Origin of the sequence: Fibrivirga algicola (genome assembly GCF_011742925.1) — a bacterium.
Classification (GTDB): domain Bacteria; phylum Bacteroidota; class Bacteroidia; order Cytophagales; family Spirosomataceae; genus Fibrella; species Fibrella algicola.
In genome coordinates, this window is record NZ_WAEL01000001.1 from 509268 (window position 1) to 527061 (window position 17794).

12 protein-coding genes are annotated in these 17794 nt (G+C 49.5%); 7 read left to right on the forward strand and 5 right to left on the reverse strand.

The features are described 5' to 3' along the window. The first annotated feature begins 65 nt into the window (after nucleotides 1-65). The gene (locus F7231_RS02015) at nucleotides 66-503 is read left to right on the forward strand and encodes a helix-turn-helix domain-containing protein (protein ID WP_166690718.1); all 438 of its coding nucleotides are present in this window, start codon (nucleotides 66-68) and stop codon (nucleotides 501-503) included. Here F7231_RS02015 and F7231_RS02020 read toward each other — a convergent pair. Further along, nucleotides 500-2998 (reverse strand): HD domain-containing protein, encoded by a 2499-nt coding sequence (locus tag F7231_RS02020; RefSeq protein ID WP_166690719.1) that lies wholly within the window; start codon nucleotides 2996-2998, stop codon nucleotides 500-502. The genes F7231_RS02015 and F7231_RS02020 overlap by 4 nt on opposite strands. Nucleotides 2999-3494: 496 nt before the next feature. Here F7231_RS02020 and F7231_RS02025 point away from each other — a divergent pair, with 496 nt between their 5' ends. Next, nucleotides 3495-4133 carry a leucine-rich repeat domain-containing protein gene (locus F7231_RS02025; RefSeq protein ID WP_166690720.1) on the forward strand — a complete coding sequence of 213 codons (639 nt, stop codon included), beginning with the start codon at nucleotides 3495-3497 and terminating at the stop codon, nucleotides 4131-4133. Nucleotides 4134-4439: 306 nt separating this feature from the next. Here the strand turns inward: F7231_RS02025 and F7231_RS02030 are convergent, their stop codons facing one another. Beyond that, on the reverse strand, nucleotides 4440-5309 hold the full coding sequence (locus F7231_RS02030; protein WP_166690721.1) for a 3-keto-disaccharide hydrolase: 870 nt from the start codon (nucleotides 5307-5309) through the stop codon (nucleotides 4440-4442). A 118-nt stretch (nucleotides 5310-5427) separates the two neighbouring features. Between F7231_RS02030 and F7231_RS02035 the strand changes: the two genes are divergently transcribed. Beyond that, nucleotides 5428-6264: a helix-turn-helix domain-containing protein gene (locus tag F7231_RS02035; protein WP_166690722.1), complete on the forward strand. Its 837-nt coding sequence runs from the start codon at nucleotides 5428-5430 to the stop codon at nucleotides 6262-6264. A 38-nt stretch (nucleotides 6265-6302) separates the two neighbouring features. Here F7231_RS02035 and F7231_RS02040 read toward each other — a convergent pair whose 3' ends face one another. Then, nucleotides 6303-7427: an aldose epimerase family protein gene (locus F7231_RS02040; RefSeq protein ID WP_166690723.1), complete on the reverse strand. Its 1125-nt coding sequence runs from the start codon at nucleotides 7425-7427 to the stop codon at nucleotides 6303-6305. Between the two features lie 179 nt (nucleotides 7428-7606). On the opposite strand from F7231_RS02040, the gene F7231_RS02045 reads away from it, so the two are divergent. The 3 genes from F7231_RS02045 to F7231_RS02055 all read left to right on the forward strand — a co-directional run bounded on the left by F7231_RS02045 (nucleotide 7607) and on the right by F7231_RS02055 (nucleotide 12029). Next, the gene (locus F7231_RS02045; RefSeq protein WP_166690724.1) at nucleotides 7607-8998 is read left to right on the forward strand and encodes a Gfo/Idh/MocA family protein; all 1392 of its coding nucleotides are present in this window, start codon (nucleotides 7607-7609) and stop codon (nucleotides 8996-8998) included. Nucleotides 8999-9053: 55 nt separating this feature from the next. Further along, the gene (locus tag F7231_RS02050; protein WP_166690725.1) at nucleotides 9054-9977 is read left to right on the forward strand and encodes an SMP-30/gluconolactonase/LRE family protein; all 924 of its coding nucleotides are present in this window, start codon (nucleotides 9054-9056) and stop codon (nucleotides 9975-9977) included. A gap of 201 nt (nucleotides 9978-10178) precedes the next feature. Then, on the forward strand, nucleotides 10179-12029 hold the full coding sequence (locus F7231_RS02055) for a cytochrome c peroxidase (RefSeq protein ID WP_166690726.1): 1851 nt from the start codon (nucleotides 10179-10181) through the stop codon (nucleotides 12027-12029). Nucleotides 12030-12054: 25 nt separating this feature from the next. Here the strand turns inward: F7231_RS02055 and F7231_RS02060 are convergent, their stop codons facing one another. Both F7231_RS02060 and F7231_RS02065 read right to left on the reverse strand, forming a co-directional pair. Further along, entirely contained in the window at nucleotides 12055-12954 is a 900-nt protein-coding gene (locus F7231_RS02060) for a helix-turn-helix transcriptional regulator (protein ID WP_166690727.1), read from the reverse strand. 159 nt (nucleotides 12955-13113) lie between these two features. Next, nucleotides 13114-13302, reverse strand: coding sequence for a hypothetical protein (locus F7231_RS02065; RefSeq protein ID WP_166690728.1), 189 nt, complete (start codon nucleotides 13300-13302; stop codon nucleotides 13114-13116). Nucleotides 13303-13805: 503 nt separating this feature from the next. On the opposite strand from F7231_RS02065, the gene F7231_RS02070 reads away from it, so the two are divergent. After that, on the forward strand, nucleotides 13806-17711 hold the full coding sequence (locus F7231_RS02070; RefSeq protein ID WP_166690729.1) for a PAS domain S-box protein: 3906 nt from the start codon (nucleotides 13806-13808) through the stop codon (nucleotides 17709-17711). Nucleotides 17712-17794 lie beyond the last annotated feature (83 nt).

The window sequence follows — 17794 nt, forward strand, 5'->3', positions numbered from 1 at the left end:
TGACAATAAAAGAGCTAGATGATTCCTAAAAGAACTATTTCTTTGTCAAGTTTTACAATTGTGACATGGATATAACGAATAATATTAAGCAAGCTCGTGAGCGTAAAGGCTTGAAACAAGCTGATATGGCCGAGCGGATGGGCATAGAGCGGAGCAACTATAGCCGAATAGAGAATAGAGGGAACGAGATATCAGTACGGCAGCTACAGGATATAGCTAAGGCACTTGATGTAGAGTTGATTGAGCTTGTCTTTCCAGAGCAGTATTCCTCGTTGATTCAAGGCAACAAAACTATTATGACTCTGGCAACTCGAGAACAAGAGTATTTAGAGCAAAATAGAAAACTTGAGACATTCGTTAAATTCATTATGGAATTTGGTCAAGGCATGGAAAAGCTAGGGCTTACAAAAGAAGCATTCTCAACTTTGCTAGACCCTAAAGGTGATATTGAGAAGATGGCTAAAGAAAGATTGGAAAAGCTTAAGGATGACCTTTCTTATTAGTTGTCTTGTTTTTCTAAAAATGACCTTTTCGAAAAATGCAGTTGGATGAAACTTTCAAGAAGATTTTTTTGGTCAATCGTAAAATTACTGTTGTGTAATACTCCAAGATAAATAGCTTTAGATAGAGTATAATTAAAATCCTCAATAATAGACTCGTTTAAATTGTTACGAGATACATCAGGAAGTACTCTTTTATCTATTACATTGATTTTAAGACTTATTAATTTGAATAAAGGCATCTCAAATGGAATCCTATAAGAGTGTTTGCTAATATAAACTTTTCTTAAAAATATTTCAGAGTTTCGAGATGGCCTAAAAGAAAATAATTCAGGAATTTCTACCCTTCGATTATATATAAAAACCTCAGGTATATTCGGTATGTGAAAAACCGGTATAAACTTCTTTTCTATAATTACTTCACAGTTCGAACATTGTCCTAATTCTTGAAATTTTTCGTAATGCAAATCGTTGAAAACTAATGAATTTGAAGACATAAAGCCAGTTTTTACCTCTTTAATTTGTTTTTCATTCATCAAAATATTTATTAATTTTACTCCTTCTTTAATCCTTCTTAGAGCTTTTTCCCCATCTCCATCATAGTAATCTAACGCTTGTTCATAGTCATATTTATAACTCGAACTAATTATAGGTACTTCTAGATAAGCTAATTTTCCGTTGAAAATGAAATCTTTCAAATCGACACTTTCGTCTAATTTGATAAACTTATCTGATTCGCTATCATATATGTATGTATCGTTCTGAAAAGCATCACTAGAGTATTTGATAAAATTACTTTTTATTGCAACGATAATATGTCCCGTGACATTATCTAAATATCTAGATATGTCAATTATGTATTCGTCTTTACCTAGATTATGATCTATAGTTAAGTTGTTTTCTATATTATAAATTTGGGAATGATCTAAATCAATTAATTTAATGTTTAAATTGTCAGTAATGAAATAGGTTTTTAAGAAAATACTAACTTCCTCTATACTATTATCAAAAGCCTCCATGAATGTAGAATAATTCAAAACTATTTCTGTTCCAGAAAAACTAATATCTTCCCTTTCAGAAATGGAAGTATATTCGCTACTGTGTTCTAAATCAACGTCATACCTGTCGTTAGAAAGGTAGTATCTTGTGCTTAGCCGTACAGTTGGTGATAGCATGAAGCAAGATAGAAATCCTATTCCATAATTTCCAATTGGCTGATATGAATAACCTTTTAATTTGAAATTTTTTGAAGAATAGTAAGAAGACCCAATGCTCAAAAAATGATTTTTAATAGTATCAATAGTCATTCCAGTACCATTATCCTTTATCGTGACTGTATTCTCTTTTTTATTGATAATAATTTTTATAGTTGCAATGTAATAATCATCGCCAAAAGTTGCTCTATTTCTTTCTTCTTCTGCTCTAACTTCACACGCATCTATCGCATTTTGAACTATTTCTCTTAAACCAAGATGTTCAGACCCGTATATGTTTTTTCCCATTAATAAGTTGCTAATGGCTTTGAAATTTAAAGCCATCTTATGATCTGAAAATGTATATCCTTTCGGTGTGATGTTATTTTCAATTATTGGATTAAAATTTATGTTATAAGTTAAGTCCATCTTCTCTGTCAGTTTTATACAGTCTGATAATTCAAGCTGTACCCAATCTATATATGACAGTACTTTCCTGTGAATACTAGGATTGTCGCAGGTTCCGTAAAATACTATCTTTTTATTATTTGTTTTAATGTCTATCTCTATTTTATTATTATTGCTTATCACAAAATGCTGCCTCCATTCTTCATCACTTATAGATTTTGGATTAATTAGTTCATAAAGTTTATATGGAGTTCTTTGCGTATCTATATCAAGAATATCTGCCATCCTAAGGAGGCTTGCGCAGTACTGAGGATTGAAATTATAGTCTCCTTTTACAATGTGGTTGGATAATTTTTTTGTTATCCAGTCAATACTTTCTGTGTGACTCTGACATATTAAAGCAACTTCCTCTGTGAAGTTATTTGTAGGTTGGTTAGGTAAATGTAGCTTGTCGCTGAGGTGATCTTTTATGTATTTACTTGATCTTTCAGCGTGAATATTTCTTACAAACTCTTGAATAGCAACCCCTTCATTCTCGTAATATTTTAAGTACGCAGAATAGTTACCTTTTGAAGAGACATACTTATCTTGTCTGATTTGATCTAACTCGGTGTCCCATACAGCCATACCAATGTCATGAAGTAGGGCAGAATAGCATAAAACAATTATTTCTAGATCGCTTATCTTAGTAATGTCGTTAATGAATTCGTACATAATATCCATTATTCTATTGGAATGTTGGATGTTGTGCAATGTGTAAGTGGCGAAAACGACGGGGATTCTATTATTTAATATTGTAGCTGATTCTTCGTACACTTCTTCAAACGTATGTACTAAATGGCTGTTTCTGCGAGCTAACTCTTTGAAGAAGTTTAATTCTGTGATGTTCTTGTCCATATATAGATTAGAAAGATAGCCCTAACATAATAGCTTACTGAAGCTAAGTTAACTTACTGTTGACTACTAGCCTATTAGCATCTTGGGCTCATGTGACATTATAGTTCAAGTAGTGATATGGATGACTAACTAACAAACAAAAATCAGATAATATTTGTAATGTTCTTATAATCAGATATTTATGATGCTTAGTTCTTGTTCCTCAACTCCCACATTGAAGATCAAGCACTTAGCATTATTGCTAAGTGCTTTTTTGTTTTGGTTAAAACGTTGGTTTCTAAGATTCGATCAGCGCCGCTGTACTCTTTCGTAACTTATTTGCCGGCGGGACTTTTCCAATCAATACCCCGCAGATTTTGAACTGGTGTGCCGCGAATTGGAGCTGCTTATTCAGCGCCCGTTGCGGTAAGTTTCGTATCTTGTTATGACGACGAGTTCCTGTTTACGCACCGTCATAGGGAGACAAACGAAGGCCTGCAAACTGGTTAAACCTGCTATGAATTACAAAGCGCAACAACGCATCGATGCCGTTCGGCTTAGCCAATCCGATACGCTTGATTTAAGCAATCTCGACCTGGTAGCCCTCCCCGACGAGGTGTACACCCTGACCTGGCTGCGGGTGTTGATCGTCGCTAACACGAACCTTAGGCCTATGCAGTCGGTGATCGATCTGCTGAGCAAGTTTCAGCCCGATGAAGAAGCGAAGGAATTCGTCAGGCAACTGGACGAAGAAAAAAACGAACAGAAAAACGAGTCGCTGGTACCTCGGCAGTTACAAACCATCGATGCCCGAATCGGCCTGTTAACGGCGTTGGAAGTGCTCGACCTGCGATTCAACCAGATTCATCAATTACCCGATACCTTTGGCAGGCTTTCGAACCTCCGGCAGTTGATCCTGCAGCACAATCGGCTGGAACAGTTGCCTGAATCGCTGAGCCGGTTGGCAGATCTGGAGGTAGTGGACGTCCGTAACAATCCGATCCGGTCGGTACCGCCCTTACCGCAGTTAGATCGGTACGAAGCGTATGCCGCGCATTTTCAGAGGCAAAAAAACGAGGCCCTGTTCGCTAAAGAGTATCGGCTGGCCGCCTGGTTCCGCAAACGGGAAACGGAATTTGGCCTGCTGATCGAGTAGCTATAGGCATTGGGTTCGTTGCTGATGCGTCGTAGGTATGTGATCGGGTTATATGGCGTACGTACGGCACGCTGACAGACGATAGCCTATCCCTATTTTCTACCGACGCTACGTTGTTGTGCCCCTGACGGGGCAGGGATGTTGCGGCGATTGTTGACTAGCGAGACGGAGATGAATAAGGTGAATCTTTTTGTGCTTGGTAGGTAGCGTGTTGATTTTGCTATATGCCCTTCGACAAGGTGCAGGACATAGAGCAAAATCAACACTTATAGGCTTTGACTATTTAACCAACGAACCGATTAGGATTCAGAACAGCTTTGCATAGGCGATGGGCAGGGCGGTGAGGGGTTTGATGCGGATGTCGCGGTAGAATACCTCGGCGGCTTCGCTCTGTAGCTGAATCTTGCCACTGATCATAGGTACGTCGGGTCCGTTGGGTTGGGTGTAACGCGAATTGTTGAGCACCATCACCACATGGCCATTCACGATATGGAGGCTTTTCCCCTCAAAACAGATCAGGTCCAGCCGCGTCCATTCGCCCGCCGGGCTCTCGTAGTTGGCCGATCGCATGCAAAAACCGTCGCTCCCGCTTTTAAACGTACCGTAGGGCTGTTTTTCGTCGGCTACCCGGTTCATCACGCCCTCAGACTGGAACGAGCGGATATCGATTGCCGAGTTAGCTTGGCACCAGAAGTCGCCCATGTGCCCCTCCATGATCTGAAATTCCTGCGAGAGCATCCACGACCGCCAGTATTCGGCCCCCGCCTCACCGATGGAATGGTAAAGAATGCCCGAATCGCGCAGTTTGGTCGTTCGGGGCTCGTATTTTTTGGTGCCCCACTTTACCTGTAGCGTCAAATGATAATTACGGTACGACTGACGCGTAAACAGGCAGCCATATTTCTCCCCACTGATCCGCAATACAGGCCCGCCCGGTTCAGTCAACACCGAAAATACGTGGGTTATGTCTTTGTTATACCCAATTGGTTTGCTGGGCGTACCTGATGCATCGGTTGGTATCTTTCCATTATAATCGGCCTTGTGCTCATAGCTAAGATAATTCTCCCATTGGGTCAGGTCTTTATCGAGCAACGTAACCCACTCATCGGCCTTTTGCAGGGATAGAAAGATAAAAGGAGTTAACAAACTGATGGTTAGGAAAGCAGCGCGTTTCATAGGTAGCTTCTGTAGAGAGGTAGACTGAGTGAACAGCGACAATAGTACGGCAGATTAGCGCCGGATAACTTGTACAAATTCATTCTTTCCTGGTAGGTTTATGCTCCTGATCTGGCTGATGAAACGCTACATTTTACATACTCCCTTCAACATCTATCACTTCGAGGCCACCACCTGGGCCCATGCGGTTCACACCCATACCTACTTCGAGATTATTTTCATACTGGGGGGCAGGGGACTGCACAACATCAACGGCAATACGTTCAGCTATGGCGAGGGTGATGTGTTTCTGTTGGGACCGGAAGATTACCATGATTTCGCTATCCATGAAAAAACGGAATTCTGCTTTATCCGCTTCAACGATTCCATCTATACCCATCCCGAAGGCGCTAAAGACACGGCTTGGGAGCCAATCGTAAAGACCCTGCTCTCGACCTCGTCGCAGAGTCGGGGTACGCTGGTAGAAGACAACCAGGAGAAACAGAAACTGCACCAGCTATTGATGGTGCTGGAAGAAGAATACAAACGGGAGCAGTCGCCGTACTTCGCCATCATTCGCGACAGTCTGTTGCGCAGTATGCTCGTGATGCTGGCGCGTAACCTGTTTAGCCAGACACCGGTAAGTACCCAGGCAAACGATTCGGTAGAGGCGATCCTAATGTATATCCGGCAGCATATTTACCAGCCCGACAAACTTCATATCGACCACCTGGCCGACGTGTTTCATTACGCCCCGGCGTATATCAGCCTGTTTTTTAAGAAGCAGACGGGCGAATCGCTGAAGCAGTACATCATCAAACACAAAATCAAGCTCATCGAGGCCCGCCTGCTGTACAGTCCGTTGACGTTGGCCCAGATTGCCGACGAGTTTGGCTACACCGATGAAAGTCACCTGTGTAAGCAGTTCAGGAAGTACACGGGGATGACGCCGGGCGCGTTTCGCCGCCGGTCTTAACGACTACGTGTTTGGGGAAGGGCTCAGCCGGGACGTAATTAGCGCACCTTGAACTTGTAGACCGTACTGCTCAGGTACGTTGCGCCCGGCCGAAGGGTTGTGGTCGGGAAATTGGGGTGATTGGGCGAGTCGGGGAAATGCTGAGTTTCCAGGCAAAGGGCAAAGCGGCGGGTGTAGGGAATACCCTGCGGACTTTTCACCAGTCCGTTCAGGTGGTTGGCGGTGTAGAGTTGTACGCCCGGTTCAGTGGTATACACCTCCATCAGTCGGCCGCTAGTAGGTTCGTACACGGTGGCACCCAGCTTTAGTTTCGTCGACTGGTCGGTAAATACCCAACAATGGTCGTAGCCTCGTCCGTAGCGAATTTGCGTATCCGTCGTGTCGTTGATGTGCGCGCTGATGGGGATGGGCCTGGTAAAATCGAAGGGTGTTCCGGCCACGGGCTTGATCTCGCCCGTTGGTATTTGCGTCCTGTCGGTCGGCAGATACTTGTCGGCTTTGAGTTGCACCACGTTGTTCATCACGTCGGTTTTCATACCGCTCAGGTTGAAATAAGCGTGATTGGTCAGGTTGACCACCGTGGCTTTGTCGGTCGTGGCCTTGTAATCGATCCGCAGGGCGTTGTCTTTCTGGAGCGTGTAGGTCACCTCAACGTTCAGCGTACCCGGGTAGCTCTCTTCGCCGTCGGGTGAGGTGTACTGTAATTTAAGTGCCGGTTCGGCACCGTCGATGGGGGTAGCCGTCCACAGCTTTTTGTCGAAGCCGACCCTTCCGCCGTGAATATGAATGCCCGCCTGATTGGTAAACAGCTTGTAGTCGGTGCCGTCGAGGGTGAATTTGCCCTGTGCGATCCGGTTTCCATAGCGGCCAATAATGGGCCCGAGGTTAGGGTTGCCTTTCAGGTAGTCGGCCAACGTACCCAGCCCCAGCAATACGTTTTCGGCTTTCCCCTGCTTATCGGGTGCAGTAAGCGACACCAGGTAGCCGCCATAGTTGGTGATAGCTACTTCCATTCCCTTTGCATTGCGCAGTGTAAACAGGTTCACCTCGCGGCCGTCGGGCAGCTGCCCGAACACCGATTTAACAATGCCTGCTTTGGGGACCAGGAAGGAGTAAAGCAGGATACTACCGGCAAAAAAGAGGAGTGGAGCGAGTTTTTTCATAGCCACAATAAGCCCGATACAGGGGCGGTTGACAGGCCGGAATAGGCGGCCTACGGGTGAAAGGCAGCGCACAACAATTATTTACCATATACGGGTAAGTGGAAAACAGCCTCGCCTTTTCTGACCGACAGTCATCTATCAACCAGACCCGGCGTCAGCCGCATCAACGTTTAGTGTCAATGCATCAGTTTACCATCAACCGTCGCCATTTCCTGCAGGGAACAACGGCATCACTCGCGCTGACGGCCCTCGGGGCTCAGGGCATGGATCTCGTTCACCGGGCCAACCCCTATCGGGTTGGGCTGATTGGTACCGGTTGGTATGGCAAAAGCGATCTGTTACGGCTGATTCAGGTGGCTCCCGTTGAGGTGGTGGCCCTGTGCGATGTTGACAAAAATATGCTGGCCGATGCGGCTAAGCTGGTTAGTCAGCGGCAGAAATCAGGCAAAACGCCCCGGCAGTATGGCGACTACCGGAAAATGCTGGCCGACAATCAGTTTGACATTGTCCTGATCGGTTCGCCCGATCATTGGCATGCCCTGCAAGCGATCGACGCCATGAAAGCCGGTGCCCACGTATATGTGCAGAAGCCGATTAGTGTCGATGTGATGGAAGGTGAAGCCATGGTGGCTACCGCCCGGAAATACAAGCGCGTGGTGCAGGTGGGTACCCAGCGGAAAAGCACGCCCCACCTGATCGATGCCAAGAAAACGATTGTCGACGCGGGCTTGCTCGGTAAGGTATCGCATGTCGAAATGTGCTGCTATTTCCCCATGCGGGCCAATGGTAACCCGCCGGTGCAGGCTGTGCCCGATTTTCTCGACTACGATATGTGGACCGGCCCCGCACCGCTACGCCCTTACGACGGCATTCCGCATGTGCGTTGGTGGCGTACCTTTCAGGAGTACGGCAACGGCATCACCGGCGACATGTGCGTGCACATGTTCGATACTGTGCGCTGGATGCTGAAGCTGGGCTGGCCTAAACGCATTAGCTCAACGGGCGGTATCTACGTGCAGAAAGAAGGTAAATCCAATATCTCGGATACGCAGTCGGCCATCTTTGAATACGACGACCTGAACTGTGTCTGGCAGCATCATACCTGGGGTGGCCCCGCCAATCCGGAGTATCCGTGGTCGTTTACGCTCTACGGCGAGAACGGTACGCTTTGGGGCAGCACCATGCAGTGCGACTTTATTCCGAAAGACGATAAAGGCCCCACAGGCGGCAAAAAGATTCACCTCGATGTGGTGTACGAAAAGGAGAAATACCCCGAAGACCTCACCGAGCCAACCAACCCCAAGATCGAGCTCAACGCCGCCCCGGCTACGCGCCTGCACATGCTCAACTTCCTGAACGCCATTGAAACCAATGGCCGACCCATTGCTGATATTGAGGAGGGGCATATCTCTACGGCCAGCTGTATCCTCGCCAATATGTCGATGAAACTAGGTCGTCCGCTCGTCTACGATCCGCAAAAACGGGAGGTTGTCGGCGATCGCGAAGCCAATGCCCTGTTAGCGCGCCCTTACCGCGCCCCTTATATACATCCCGACCCGAAACGGGTGTAGGTTACGCACCAACCAACCGCTTACCAACACATTTACCCTCTAATTCACTAAATTAATGACTTTACATACGAAAATGCAGGGCCTGGCGCTGGCGCTGTGTGTGTTGGTTGCGCCAGCCTTCGGACAACAGGCAGGTACGTCGGCGCTCGACTCGATTGGCGTAGTGGCAACGGGGGCCAGCCTGAAACAGGTGTCGTCTCAGTTCACCTTCACCGAGGGGCCAACGGTCGATAAAAAGGGGACCATCTACTTCACCGATCAGCCCAATGATAAAATCTGGAGCTACGATACCGACGGGAAACTGGCTCTGTACATGGATAAAACGGGCCGGTCAAACGGCTTGTACATTGATAAGAGGGGAAATTTGCTTGCCTGCGCCGACCAGAAAAGCGAACTGTGGTCGATTAGTCCTGACAAGAAAGTGACGGTCTTGCTGGCGAACTACGAGGGCCGCCGGTTCAATGGACCCAATGACCTTTGGCAGCATCCGAAAGGCGGCATCTACTTTACCGACCCTTTCTATGCGCGTCCGTATTGGGAGCATAAAGAGCAACCCATGGCAAAGCAGAGCGTGTATTACCTGCCCGAAGGCAAAACAGAAGCTGTGCTGGTGGATGATGAGCTACAGCAACCCAATGGCATTGTCGGCTCGCCCGATGGCAAGCACCTGTACGTCGCCGATATTCGGGCCAACAAAACCTACAAATACGACATCGCCAAAGACGGCAGCCTGACTAACCGTCAGCTATTCGTTGAGCAGGGTTCCGACGGCATGACCCTGGACAACAAAGGCAATCTGTACCTGACGGGCCGAGGCGTTACGGTGTATAGTCCGGCGGGCAAAAAGATGGGTAATATCCCGGTTCCGTCGCGCTGGGTGGGTAACATCTGTTTCGGTGGAAAAGACCGCAAAACGCTGTTTATCACTGCCTCCGAATCGGTATACACGCTGGCTATGGCGGTGAAAGGTATTGAATAGACGCTCAGGTACGTTCCTGTTTGCTGACATGGTGACGTGTTGCTTTTGCATAGGCCCTTAGCCTGTCGGGAATGCCTGGTCGAGCCGCTAACATACACGTGCCGCTCCTCCCGCGCAAAGCCACTACACTGATCAAAGCACTACCAGCGCGAAGATCCGCCGGATAGGCTATTTTTGTAGGCTAGCTAACCGGCTGATTTCATGCGTATCGCTTTCTCACTGACAACTCTACTGGCCGGGTACTGGCGACTATGGTGCCTGACTGGTTTGTTGATTGGGTTGAGCGCGCTACTGTTCAGCATCTCCCGACCGGCCCCGATTACACCACCTCACCAATTGGTTGGTCAGCAATACCGAATCAACCTGACCCGCCTCGACTCGGCCCTGACCGAACTGAACCGGAAACTCGCTGGCCATCAACCAGCAGCGATGGTGCAGGCTTCGTTTCGCCAGGCCCGCCTGATCTACAAATACCTCGAACCGCTCACCGAATACTACTTTCTGCAGTCGGCGAAGAACCTGAATGGGCCGAACGTACCTGAAGGCGAAATAGACGACGGAGTCGCGATGATTCTCAAACCTGAAGGCTTTCAGGTAATCGAACCCAGTCTGTTCCCGTTCGACACCAGCCGCCGGGCCGACATTCAGCAGGGGGTGGCCGCCATGCAGCAGACAGTGAGGCAACTTCACAAACTGCTTGATCAAAACCCACTTTCCGATGCCTTTATCCTCGACGCGCTTCGGCAGGAGGTGTTTCGGATCGAAACGCTGGGCATCACCGGCTACGACTCTCCGGTGGCGTTGCTGTCGCTGACCGAATCGGCCGTGGCGCTCGATGGGGTACGGCAAACGCTGGCCTACTTTCCGCTGGCCAGCCGCGATGCGGCGTTGACCACGCGCATCAATCAAGCCATTAGCGGCGCCCAACAGGCGTTACGGGCCGCCCGGTCGTTCAACCGGTTCGATCGCCTGCGCTTTATCCGTTTCTACGCGCATCCGCTCACCGGCCTGCTCCTCGATGCTCAACGGGCACTTGGCCTGCCGCCCACGGATGCCAAACGGTTACTGCGCCCCTCGGCCCGGACACTCTCTGAGCCGACCGCTTTCGACCCTACTTTTTTCGCTAATCACAGCGACCCGGTCAGTACGCCCGCCCGCGTTGCGCTGGGCAAACGGCTGTTCAGCAACCCGGTGTTATCCGTTGCTGGCAGTGGCCGGAGTTGCGCCAGTTGCCACCGGCCAGACCGCGCTTTTCAGGATGGACTGGTGACGCCCCCGGCTCTGTCAGGCCCAACGAACGGCAACGCACGGGCGCAACTGGTTCGCAACACGCCCACCCTCTGGAATACCGGGTTGCAGTCAGTTCAGTTTGCCGACATGCGGGTCTTTACGGTCGAACAGCAGCTCAACGACGTGATTCATAACGTTCACGAAATGGGCGGATCGCTGGCCACTGCGGTAACCAGGCTACACGAGCAAGCCGATTACCGCGCCGAATTTGCGGCACAGTACCCCAATGGCCTCACCGCCTATACGGTTCGTCATGCGCTGGCAACCTACGTTCGCTCGCTGATCAGCGTAGATAGCCGGAGCGATCGATACTTACGGGGAATGCCCGTGGCGCTGCCGGATAATGAGCGGCTGGGCTTCAATGTCTTCATGGGGAAGGGGAAATGCGCAACCTGCCACTACTTTCCGCTGTACAACGGCACGTTGCCACCCGCTTATCGGCGAACCGAGGGCGAAGTGATCGGTACGCCCGCCACGTTTCGCAACACCCGGCTTAGCCCCGACTCGGGCCGAGCTGCCGTGACCGGCATTGACTTTCACGTGGGCGCTTTCAAGGTGCCAACCTTACGGCATATCGGTCAAACGGCGCCGTATATGCACAATGGCGCGTACACAACGCTCGAACAGGTCGTCGATTTTTACGATAAAGGGGGTGGGTTGGGGCTGGGTTTCAACGTACCTGCGCAGACCTTACCCGCTGAGCCACTGCACCTCACCACAACCGAAAAACGAGCATTGATCGCCTTCCTGAAATCGCTCTGAACAGCTTGTAGGTGTCATGCAGCTACTACAGGTTACCCGATAGCCGCCGGTAATCACTCGGGGTAGCGTTCATTTTCTTCTTAAAGATCCGGGAAAAGTAGACCAATGAGTCAAAGCCTGTCTGGTGCGAAATGTCTGATACCGACAGCGTGGTCTCCCGTAGTAACAGACTGGCTTTTTCCAGCCTGAGATTCAGGTGGTATTGCCCCGGCGACACCCCCACGACTTCCTTGAATGCTTTGCGAAACCATACGTAACTCACATTCAATTCGGATGCTATCAGCTCAAAATCAACCGGTTCGTGCCAATTAGTGTGGAGCCTGTAACGTACCTGATGCACGATCTGCTCACGGCGTGTGCGGCTGGTGTCCCCAATGAGCGCCGACGCATACACTAGCCCCAACAGTTGGATTACCTGGTAATCGGCGCGTTGCCGGTGGGCAGCGCCTTTATACGTAAGGCTGTCGACGAGGCGAGCAAAAACAGTTGAAAAATCGGATCGGAAATGGATGCGGATAAGTGGCTGAATGGGGCTGAAACAAGCCTGTTGGGTCAGGTAATTGATATATTGCCCCCTGCATTCTACCCAGAATTCTTCCCATCCGGTCTCATCAAGCGGTTTGAATCGATACCATACGGTAGGGAAAAGCAGGAAGGCCATGCCACCTTCAACCAGGGTAGGGGGTGTGGTTGCCGATTCAAAAACACCCTGCCCATTAGCGATGTACACCAATTGAAATTCGGTCAGTGTGCGTCCTTCATGCCAATCGTATTGAGCATGGTCCGGCTGCTCAAGAGCTGTGTAGTTTCGGATTGGTGGGTAAACGTCATGACCAATCGTCAGAATATCGACCCCCCAGCTTGCCGCCTGAGCGTTCGATGCCTGAAGTACGGTTGGAGTAAGGGATTTCCTGTACGATGGCATAGCAAAAAGGGTGGTGAGTAAGTCAGGATGTCTAGTGTAGCTGGATACATAGCAGGCTTTCTTTGCAGGAATTTAAATCAGAATAGTGGTTATGTATAATCGCTTCTTTTTTACGTTTAATAATCGGCCGACAAATCACGGTGTATAGGGCGTAGCTGCTTACTTTTTTGATCCCATGTAGTAGCTCAAGTCGACGTTAGATAAGACCCTGCCATTAGCCCGGTAAGGAGCCGAGTGACTGCCGCGCATGATGTGCAGATCGGTAGGCCGAAAATTGGTCGCTACACAGAAGTGGCGGTACAGACAGTGACCTTCTGCCAGACTGATGCTGGTTTTCTCTTTGGCCATATTTGCGCTTTCCTTCTTATCGATGGGGCCATCCGTAGTGCGGCAAGCATGCCTACCTGCTCAACTGTCTGCTATAGGCAGGTTGCGACAAGGTAGGCGCGTGGCTGATGGCACAAACACTGCAGGGCACAGAATGAGCCGGTCGCACCAACAGCTTGTATCAATTTAGTAGTCAATAGATTTGGTACGGTGCCACATGAGGTACGTTGCGTGGCCTTAAAGAGCCGAATCGGTCTATGGTATGATAACTTAAAGTGGGTAGGCTAAATAGGGCAGTCAAACGAGTACCGCCGAGACTGACTAATTTATTGAACGGCTAACATTGGTCTATCGAAAAGTATCTTATTGCACTTGTTGAGTTAATCATTTACACAAAGAACCTACTTAAACAGACAGGCCAGGATTACTCGATGGAGTATCGGAACAAGTAAACTGGGTCTTAGTTAGTACAGGTAGAGAAGATCATATCCACAGTAGCGAGCAGCGTTTAAGTCAGATAGTCAATGCAGGGTAGTAAAAAAATAGTGCCTAAAAAGCAGGTGCTCAACGACCGACCGGATGTCGGTTTTGCGTTAAAAGCTGCCCAGCTTGGAGTATGGGAGTTCAATTTGCCGGATAGAACTATAGTCCTTGATGAACGGTGCCGCGAATTGGTTGGGTGCCCAACTGACGCGCTGCTCCGTTACGATGAATTGTTGCGCTACGTTCATCCCGACGATGTACAGCATGTCGACAAGGCATTTAACTGGGCGCTCAGTCCGCAGTCGGGTGGTGAGTGCGACCTGATATATCGGACCATTGGTCAGGAAGACGGCCTAGTACGTCGGGTTCGCAGTATCGGGCAGGTTTACTTTGATGAACACGGACGCCCTCTCCGCTTTGCAGGCATTGTTCAGGCTATGCCTGCTGACTCGAAAACGCCGCAGACAACCACCAGTGAGGCCTTATTTCGTACAACAATTGAGCAGGCACCTGTGGCTATGGCTCTCTTCAGTGGGCCGCAATTTGTGATCAAGCTGGCCAACGAACGCGTACTCGAGTTTTGGGGCCGGCAACGCGAGCAGGTAATCAATAAACCTCTATTTGAGGCTCTTCCTGAATCGAGCGGACAAGGGTACGAGGAACGATTGACGGCTGTATATACTACGGGCGAGCGTTTTGAAGCCAAAGAGTTAGCCGTACAAATACAACGACATGGTCAAATTGAGCGGGCCTACATCGACTTTGTATATGACGCATTTCGCGAAGCCGACGGCACAATATCAGGCGTCACCGTAGTTTGTGTTGAGGTTACCGATCAGGTTATTGCCCGGCAGAAAGCCGAGAAAAGTGAAAGTGAATTTCGCTCGCTGATTGAGCAGGCGCCTGTGGCGACCTGCCTGTTTGTTGGCCGCGACCTGCTGGTTGAGCTGGCCAATCAGCCCATGATCGATTTTTGGGGGAAAGGAAATACGGTTATAGGCAAACCACTGGCTGAGGTGCTGCCTGAGCTGGAAGGCCACCCATTTCTGACTATTCTATCCGAAGTATTTGACACTGGTGCGGCCTACCACGCCACCGCTGCTCCTTGCGAGCTGGTGGTAAACGGCGTAGTCGGCACGTATTACTTCAACTTCACCTATCAACCAATTCGGAATGATCAGGGTGAGGTTTATGCCATTATGGATATGGCCGTCGACGTGACTGAGCAGGTACTGGCACGCAATAGGCTGGTTGAGAGCGAAGCCTATTTCAGACAACTTTCCGACAACGTACCTGCTATGATCTGGACAACACAACCAGATGGTTACTGCAACTACCTCAACAAGCAGTGGTATGACTTTACCGGCCAAACCCAGCAAGAGGCAGAAGGGTTTGGTTGGCTCGAGGCAACGCACCCCGACGATACAGCGGAGGCATCCCGGCTCTTTATAGATGCCAATGAAAGACAGGTGCCGTTCTTTGCCTCATACCGACTGTTGGGGAAAGATGGACTCTATCGGTGGGTGCTCGATCAGGCTAGCCCACGGTTCAATGCAGAGGGTGTCTACGAGGGCATGATTGGCACAGTGATAGATGTTCACGAACAGAAGTTAGCCGAAGTTGACAAACAAAAGCTCCTGGCGCTTGTCGAAAATAGCGGCGAGTTCATCGGACTGGCCGGGGCAGATGGTACTGTTCAGTATGGTAACCTGACGGCCATTAAATCGCTGGGTTGGACTGGCAGCGAAGGCCGGACCATACTGGATTGTGTATACGCCGAAGACAAGGCACTGGCGGCACAGCTCCTCCAGGAACTGATGGTGAAGGGGCATATCTCGCATGAGATCCGGTTCGTCAATGAGCGCACGGGTGAGCCTTTCTGGATTCAATGGAACAGCGTTGCCATCAATGACCCGGTCTCTGGCGAATTGATGGCCATCGGAACAGTGAGCCCAAATATTGACGAGCGTAAACGGGTGGCCAAGGCGCTGGAAGAAAGCGAGGCAAAACTACGCTCACTAATTGCCAATGCTCCGGCGGGAATAGGCCTGTTTGTGGGGCGGGACCTGGTCGTCGAAATGCCCAACCAGGTGTTCATCGACATTGTCGGGAAAGGCCCTGATATCGTAGGAAAACCGTTGCGCGAAGTAATGCCTGAACTGGCTAATCAGCCTTTCCTGGATATTCTTGACACAGTGTACACAACAGGGCAAATGTATCAGGCATTTGGCTCAAGAGTTGATATTGTGCAGCGCGGCGTGCAGACCAGCAACTTCTACAACATTACCTATAGTCCACTGCTGGACGCCAACGGTGAGGTGTATGCGATTCTTGACATTGCCATTGATGCCACCGAACAGGTAAGGGCGCAGAAGCGGCTGGAAGAAAGTGAGCTATTTGCCCGCAGTATTATTGATAACTCGCCTATTGCCAAGGCCGTTTTTGTGGGCGAATACATGGTGATCAAAACCGTGAACGAGCGGATGCTGGAAATGCTGGGCCGGGATTCGTCAATTATCGGGCAGCCGTTCATGGCGGCTATTTCTGAACTGACGGCAACGGCTATCATGAATCGGTTGCAGCACGTGCTGGCAACGGGCGACACGATCTACCAGCCCGAAGAGCAAATCGAAATTGTGCGCTTTGGCAAGCCCTACGTGGGTTATTACAACTACATCTATAAAGCCCTCAGCCACACAACCGGCGAACGGTATGGTGTACTGGTAACAGCCACTGAAGTAACCGATCAGGTGGTCGCCCGGCAGAAGATCGAGGAAAGCGAAAAGCAGTTCAGGGCGTTGATGGAGGCTATACCAGCCATAGCCTGGACCAACTCGCCATCCGGTGAGATGACGTTCTACAACCAGCGCTTGTGTGAGTACACAGGGCTAACCGATAAGCAAATTCGTAGCCTGGGTTGGAAATCGTTTATTCATCCGCATGACCTCTGGCATTCGATGGAGCTCTACCAGCAATCGTTGGAGACCGGTCAGGATTACGTCGTAGAAAATCGCTATCGGGGGGCAGATGGGTCTTATCGATGGCATCTCAATCGTGCGGTACCCCTGCGCGATGAAACCGGGAAGATCAATAACTGGGTTGGCACAGCTACCGATATTCACGAGCAGAAACAGCAGGAAGCCCAACTGGAACAGCAGGTAGAGGCACGTACCCGGCAACTAAACATGTCGATTCAGGATCTACAGCGGTCGAACGACAACCTGCAGCAATTTGCCTATATAGCCAGCCATGATTTGCAGGAGCCTTTACGCAAGATACAAACCTTTAGCGCCTTACTTAAGTCAAGTTATGCAGATGAACTTGGCCAGGGTGCTGATTATCTGGTCCGTATGCAGTCGGCTGCCAGCCGGATGTCAACGCTGATCAAAGACCTGCTGACCTACTCCCGAATTTCGACCCGCCAACAGTCAACGGCTCAGGTATCGCTGAATGCGGTGGTGCAGGCTGCTCTGGTTGACCTCGATCTGGCTATAGAAGAAACCAAAGCTACGATCGATGTGGGGCCGTTGCCGACGATTCAGGGCGATGCAACGCAGTTGAGTCAGCTTTTTCAGAACCTGTTGAGTAATGCGCTGAAATTTAGGCGGGTGGATGAGCAGGGAGCATGGATAGCCCCCCTTATTCGCGTCAGTGCCAGTCGTGTGGCCCTCAACGAATTGCCAACCCGAATCAACCTGGGTGGTCTGGCTGCGGTCGTGTATCACCGCCTCGACGTTGCCGATAATGGAATTGGTTTTGACGAAAAATATGTGGAACGCATCTTCCAGGTATTCCAGCGGCTGCATGGCAAAAGTGAATTCGCGGGAACAGGTATTGGACTGGCCATCTGCGAAAAGGTTGCCGCTAACCACGGTGGTGTCATTCATGCATCGGGTAAACCCGGTGAAGGCGCAACCTTCAGCGTATACTTCCCTGTAACTGACTAATGGCCGATACGTAACTGACTACCCTGTACCGGATGGCTTCTGCCTGTTTGTTCGTCAATCGTAATGAATTGATTACATACAGT